The sequence below is a fragment of the Mesorhizobium sp. M7A.F.Ca.CA.003.01.2.1 genome (assembly GCF_003998945.1).
Classification (GTDB): domain Bacteria; phylum Pseudomonadota; class Alphaproteobacteria; order Rhizobiales; family Rhizobiaceae; genus Mesorhizobium; species Mesorhizobium ciceri.
Genome location: NZ_RZRA01000277.1, coordinates 1 through 6,055 on the forward strand (window position 1 = coordinate 1; position 6,055 = coordinate 6,055).

The 6,055-nt window shown below is 61.6% G+C and carries 6 protein-coding genes; 5 read left to right on the forward strand and 1 reads right to left on the reverse strand.

Features of this window, described 5'->3' with window-relative positions; translation table 11 throughout:
• From EN969_RS13540 to EN969_RS13560, 5 genes are all read left to right on the forward strand, one after another.
• Positions 1 to 547: CpaD family pilus assembly protein (locus EN969_RS13540; protein WP_127419176.1), on the forward strand; the 547-nt coding region annotated here is incomplete at its 5' end.
• 38 nt (positions 548 to 585) lie between these two features.
• Complete coding sequence (locus EN969_RS13545; protein ID WP_013533681.1) at positions 586 to 1,875, forward strand: CpaE family protein; 1,290 nt, start codon at positions 586 to 588, stop codon at positions 1,873 to 1,875.
• Between the two features lie 29 nt (positions 1,876 to 1,904).
• On the forward strand, positions 1,905 to 3,404 hold the full coding sequence (locus tag EN969_RS13550; protein WP_013533680.1) for a CpaF family protein: 1,500 nt from the start codon (positions 1,905 to 1,907) through the stop codon (positions 3,402 to 3,404).
• 29 nt (positions 3,405 to 3,433) lie between these two features.
• Complete coding sequence (locus EN969_RS13555) at positions 3,434 to 4,447, forward strand: type II secretion system F family protein (RefSeq protein WP_013533679.1); 1,014 nt, start codon at positions 3,434 to 3,436, stop codon at positions 4,445 to 4,447.
• Positions 4,448 to 4,456: 9 nt separating this feature from the next.
• Positions 4,457 to 5,479, forward strand: coding sequence for a type II secretion system F family protein (locus tag EN969_RS13560; RefSeq protein WP_013533678.1), 1,023 nt, complete (start codon positions 4,457 to 4,459; stop codon positions 5,477 to 5,479).
• A 90-nt stretch (positions 5,480 to 5,569) separates the two neighbouring features.
• Here the strand turns inward: EN969_RS13560 and EN969_RS13565 are convergent.
• Positions 5,570 to 6,055 (reverse strand): tetratricopeptide repeat protein (locus EN969_RS13565; protein WP_127419177.1); only part of this gene is annotated, 486 nt, incomplete at its 5' end.

A 6,055-nucleotide genomic window follows, 5' to 3' on the forward strand; every position in this document is an offset into this window, starting at 1 on the left:
CGCCGAGAAGAATCAGAAGATCGACCTGCCTGTCGGCGCCGGTGACCGCGGCATGACCGGCTCCCAGCGCGATACGCTTCTTGGCTTCCTGGATGGCTATGACAGAAGTGCCGCCCCGACGCTGACGATCCAGGTCCCGAGCGGATCGGCCAACGAGGTCGCCGCGACCACGGCGGCCCGCGATTTCGCCCGGCTGGCGGTTGCCAGCGGCATCAAGCGCAATCGGATTGTCGTGACCTCCTATCAGTCCGCCTCCGCCGAAGCCTCTGCCCCGATTCGCGTTGCTTATATCTCGGTGAAAGCCCAGACCGATAAGTGCGGCCGCTGGCCCGAAGATCTTATGGAGACATCGGAGAACAAGCACTATGCCGACTTCGGCTGCTCCTATCAGAACAATCTTGCCGCCCAGATGGCCAATCCCGCCGACCTGCTCGGCCCGCGTAAATCTGCCAATATTGATCCGGCAAATCGTAGCCAAGCCATCGATGTTTACCAAAAGAGAGGCATTTCGGAAGAGTTCCTCGGCAATTCGGAAGTGACGTACTGAGCCGCAAATCTCGGATAGAACAGGCCACGGGAGAGAGCATGACGATGAGCAACCTTGCCTACGACGCCCCGGTGGACGGCAGCGATACCTCGCAGCAGGACATCGCCGCGATGCAGGCGTTGCGGCCGATCCCGCGCATCTCGATCCAGGCATTCTGCGAGACCGAGGGTGTTGCCAACCCGGTCGAGCGCGCCGGCGAGGACCGTCGCATGACGAAGGCGCATCTCAAGGTCCACATGGGCGGTGTTCCCACTGCCATCGAATTCTACCAATCGGCGCCGACGCCCAATCTGATCCTGCTGGAATCGCGCAGCGAGCCCAAGCAATTGCTGGAACAACTCGCCCAGCTTTCGGAATATTGCGATCCGACGTCGAAGGTGGTGGTGATCGGCCACTACAATGATGTCGGCCTCTACCGGGAACTCATCCGCAACGGCATTTCCGAATATGTGATCGCTCCGGTCTCGATGGCCGACATCGTCAGCGTGGTGTCGTCGATTTTCATCGATCCGGAAGCCGAGCCGCTCGGCCGCTCGATCGCCTTCGTCGGCGCCAAGGGCGGTGTCGGCTCCTCGACGATCGCCCACAATGTGGCTTGGGCGATGTCCTCCCTGTTCAAATCCGAAGTGGTCGTCGCCGATCTCGATCTGGCTTTCGGCACCGCCAACATCAATTTCGACCAGGATCCGGCGCAAGGCATCGCCGAGGCGGTGTTTTCACCGGAACGCATCGATGAAGTCTATCTCGACCGGCTGCTGACCCAGTGCGCCGAGCATCTGTCGCTGCTGGCGGCGCCTTCGACGCTCGAACGGGTCTATGATTTCGATCCAGAGGCCTTCGTTCAGCTCATCGACACCGCCCAGCGCAGCGTGCCGCTTCTGGTGCTCGACGTCCCCCATGCCTGGACGGGCTGGACCAAGAACACCTTGGTCAAGGCCGACGAGATCGTCATCACCGCGACACCGGAACTTGCCAATCTGCGCAACACCAAGAACCTCATCGATATGCTCAAGCGGCTTCGTCCCAATGATCCGCCGCCCAAGCTGATCATCAACCAGGCCGGCGTCCCGAAACGCCCGGAGATTTCGCCGGCCGATTTCGCCGAGCCGCTCGGTCTGTCGCCAATGTCGGTCATTGCTTTTGATCCCTTGCTGTTCGGCAATGCCGCCAACAACGGACGCATGCTTGGCGAAATGGATGCCAAGAACCCGATCGTCGCAATGATCAACGAAATGGCGCATGTGCTGACCGGGCGCAGCGAAATCAAGATCAGGAAGAAGGCCGGGCTCGGCAGCCTGCTCGGCAAGCTCTCGCGCAACAAGAAGTGACGCTTCAGCAGTGGAATCGGTAGTCGATCATGTTTGGTAAAAGAGGCAGCGACGACGGCAACCGGTTCACGCCGGAATTTCGCCAGCCAGCACCGGCGCCTGTTGCGCCACCGGCTGCAGGTTCCGTGGACACGGCGGTTCTGACACGGCCCGCGGCGCCAAGCGCGCCTGTCGCGCCGCCGGCGCGCCGTGCGGTCGAGGCACCGCCATTGGCGCCTGAGCCGAAGCGGGCACAGCGCGAAAAAAGCGAAACCTATTACGATACCAAGAGCCAGGTCTTCTCCGCACTCATCGACACCATAGATCTGTCGCAGCTTTCCAAGCTTGATCCTGAAAGTGCGCGCGAGGAAATCCGCGATATCGTCAACGACATCATCGCGATCAAGAACTTCGCAATGACGATCGCCGAGCAGGAAGAGCTGCTCGAGGACATCTGCAACGACGTGCTCGGCTATGGGCCGCTCGAGCCGCTGCTCGCCCGCGACGACATCGCCGACATCATGGTCAACGGCTCCAGGAACGTCTACATCGAGGTCAACGGCAAGGTCGAACAGACCGGCATCCGCTTTCGGGACAACCAGCAGCTCCTCAACATCTGCCAGCGCATCGTCAGCCAGGTTGGCCGCCGCGTCGACGAATCCAGCCCGATCTGCGACGCGCGCCTCCCCGATGGCTCGCGCGTCAACGTCATCGCGCCGCCGCTCTCCATCGACGGCGCCACGCTCACCATCCGCAAATTCAAGAAGGACAAGCTGACGCTCGACCAACTGGTCAAGTTCGGCGCCATCTCGCCGCAGGGCGCCGAAGTTCTCAAGATCATCAGCCGTGTTCGCTGCAACATCGTGATCTCGGGCGGTACCGGTTCGGGCAAGACCACGCTGCTCAATTGCCTGACCAACTATATCGACCGCGAGGAGCGCGTCATCACCTGCGAAGACTCGGCCGAGCTGCAATTGCAGCAGCCGCATGTGGTGCGCCTCGAAACCCGCCCGCCCAATCTGGAGGGTGAGGGTGAGGTGACGATGCGCGACCTGGTCAAGAACTGCCTGCGCATGCGGCCCGAGCGCATCATCGTCGGCGAAGTGCGCGGACCCGAAGTGTTCGATCTTCTGCAGGCGATGAACACCGGCCATGACGGCTCGATGGGAACGATCCACTCGAACAGCCCGCGCGAATGCCTGAACCGCATTGAATCCATGATTGCCATGGGTGGTTATTCGCTGCCGCAGAAGACAGTGCGCGAAATCGTCGTCGGCTCCATCGACGTGATCATCCAGGCAGCGCGCCTGCGCGACGGATCGCGCCGCATCACCCACATCACCGAGGTGATCGGGATGGAAGGCGACGTTATCATCACGCAGGATATCGTCCTCTACAACATCAAGGGTGAGGACGCCAACGGCCGGCTGTTGGGTGAGCACGTATCGACCGGCATCGGCCGTCCGCATTTCTGGGAGCGTGCACGCTATTACGGCGAGGAGCAGCGTCTCGCCATTGCGCTCGAGGCGATGGAGAAACGCGCTGACTGACGTCTGCTGGGGTGTAAGGGTTCGGGCCAATGTTTGGAATTGACGGCACAGTACTGGCGTTTGTCGTGCTCGCCGGCTTCAGCGCCGGCGCCGTCGCTTATGCATTTCTGTTCACCCGGATCAGCAACGAGAAACAGGTCGGCAAGCGGCTCGAAACAATCAGGACCGCCGAGACGGATCGCTCCGTCGTCAAGGCCTCGCGCGACCGCGTGGCGGAAGCCGCCAAGCGGCGCAAATCGGTTCAGGATTCTCTCAACGAACTCGACGCCAAGCAGAAAACCAAGGACAGCCGCGTCAAGAAGCCGCCGCTGAAAGCCCAGCTTCGTCAGGCCGGCCTCAAGACCACCATCGAGCGTTTCTATATATATTCCGCAATATGCGGCATCGTTTTGACGATGGCCGCTTTCGTGGCCGGAGCCCCGCTGATCGCCTTGCCGGGCGTGCTGCTGGCCGGGGGGCTGGGCCTGCCGCGCTGGTTCGTCACGTTTCGCCGCGCCCGCCGGGTCAAGGCATTCCTCAACGAATTTCCAAACGCGCTCGACATCATCGTGCGCGCGGTCAAATCCGGCCTGCCGCTGAACGATGCCGTGCGCCTGATCGCCAACGAATCGCCCGAACCCGTGAAGACCGAGTTTCGCCGCATCGTCGATTCACAGCAGATGGGCCTCTCTATCCCCGACGCGACCTTGCGCATGCCCGAAACCATGCCTTGCACCGAGGCAAGCTTCTTCGGCATCGTTATCCAGATTCAATCGCAAGCCGGCGGGAATCTCTCCGAGGCGCTGGGCAATCTTTCGCGCGTGCTTCGCGATCGCAAGAAGATGAAAGCCAAGGTCGCGGCGCTGTCGATGGAAGCGAAGGCATCCGCCGCGATCATCGGTGCGCTGCCCTTCATCGTCGCCTTTCTCGTCTACCTGTCGAGCCCGGCCTACCTGATGCCGCTCTTCAACACCAGCGTCGGAAACCTGATCCTTGGTTGCTCTGCGGTCTGGATGTCGATCGGCATCCTGGTGATGCGCAAGATGATGAACTTCGAAGTCTAGGATGCTGGCATGACCGAGCAAGTCATCAAGACCCTGACGGATCCGAGCTTCCTGATCGCGATGCTGGTCGCGATAGCGGTGTTTGCGACCGTCTTCACCTTGCTGCCGGCGTTTGGCGGAAACCAGCTCAAGTCACGCATGAAATCCGTTGCGCTGGAGCGCGACGAACTGCGTGCGCAACAGCGCGCCCGGCTTGCGGTCGAGGCCGACCGCCGTCGCAAGGGCTTGCGTGAGGAACAGTCGATCGGCATGCGCAACATCGTCGACCGGCTGGATCTGAGACGCGCGCTCGCCGATGAAGGCACCTTGCAGAAACTCAAGGTGGCCGGTTTTCGTGGACAGAATCCGCTGACGCGGTTTCTTTTCTTTCGTCTCGTGCTTCCTTTTGTCGGTTTCGCGCTGGCCGCAATCTACATCTTCGTGCTCGGAGGACTGCCCGACAAGCCATTGGTCATCAGGCTGTTCGTCTGCATCCTCGTTGCTTACGGCGGCTTCTACGCGCCGGTCATCTACGTCAACAACCGCGCCACCAAGCGCAAGCAGTCGATCCAGATGGCATGGCCGGATGGGCTCGATCTGATGCTGATCTGCGTCGAATCGGGCATGTCGGTGGAAGCAGCATTGCGCAAGGTCGCCGACGAGATCGGCGCGCAATCGGTGGCGCTGGCGGAAGAGTTCATCCTCACCAATGCCGAGCTTTCCTATCTGCCGGAGCGCAAGCAGGCCTACGAGAACCTGGCAAGCCGCACCGGCCTGGATTCGGTCAAGTCGGTGTCGCAGGCGCTCGTCCAGGCCGAGCGTTACGGCACGCCGGTGGCGCATGCACTGCGCGTGCTTGCCGCCGAAAGCCGCGACATGCGCATGAATGCGGCCGAGAAGAAGGCGGCCGCCCTGCCGCCAAAACTTACCGTGCCGATGATCCTGTTTTTCCTGCCGGTGCTTTTCGCCATCATCCTGGGTCCCGCCGGCATTCAGGTCAGCCAACGCGGTATCTTCGGCGATCATGCGGCGCCGGCAACAAACGCCCAGTAGCGGCAAGGCAAATTCCTGCAGTACACTTCAAACGAAGAGGCCGCGCTGCATGCAACGCGGCCTCTTCGTTGGGGCATCGGAATTGTGGTCTCAGTTGGTTGCGGATTTCGGCTTGTCCTGGTCCTTGAGCTGGCTCCAGGCGTTCTGTTGGGCCAGCATCTGCCTGAGATAGGCGACATTTGCCTGCGCCTGTTCGGGCGACAGTTCCTGTGAGGCGATCTTCTCGGCCTCGTCGAACCGGCCTTGCAGGCCGACGACCAGCGCCAGGTTCTGGCGGACCCGGCTGTCCGCATTCGGCTGTTGCGCGGCCGAGCGCATATAGGTTTCGGCGGTGCGCAGATCACCTTCCAGCACATACGACATGCCAAGATTGGAGAGCACGGAAGGCTCGTTCGGCTTGAGGTCGAGCGCCTTGCGGTAAAGCTGGCGCGCATCGTCCTTCTGGCCGGTCTGGTCGAGAATGGCCGCTTCCGCCGACACCAGCCTCCAGTCGGGATATTCCGGTGTCTGAGCGCGGCGCACGGCGTCGAGCGCCGCCTCGAACTGGCCATTGGCGGCCAGCGCCTTGCCGTAGGA

Coding starts and splice junctions, on each gene's coding strand:
- EN969_RS13545 (WP_013533681.1), top strand. CDS start 586: ATGACGATGAGCAACCTTGCCTACGACGCCCCGGTGGACGGCAGCGAT.
- EN969_RS13550 (WP_013533680.1), top strand. CDS start 1,905: ATGTTTGGTAAAAGAGGCAGCGACGACGGCAACCGGTTCACGCCGGAA.
- EN969_RS13555 (WP_013533679.1), top strand. CDS start 3,434: ATGTTTGGAATTGACGGCACAGTACTGGCGTTTGTCGTGCTCGCCGGC.
- EN969_RS13560 (WP_013533678.1), top strand. CDS start 4,457: ATGACCGAGCAAGTCATCAAGACCCTGACGGATCCGAGCTTCCTGATC.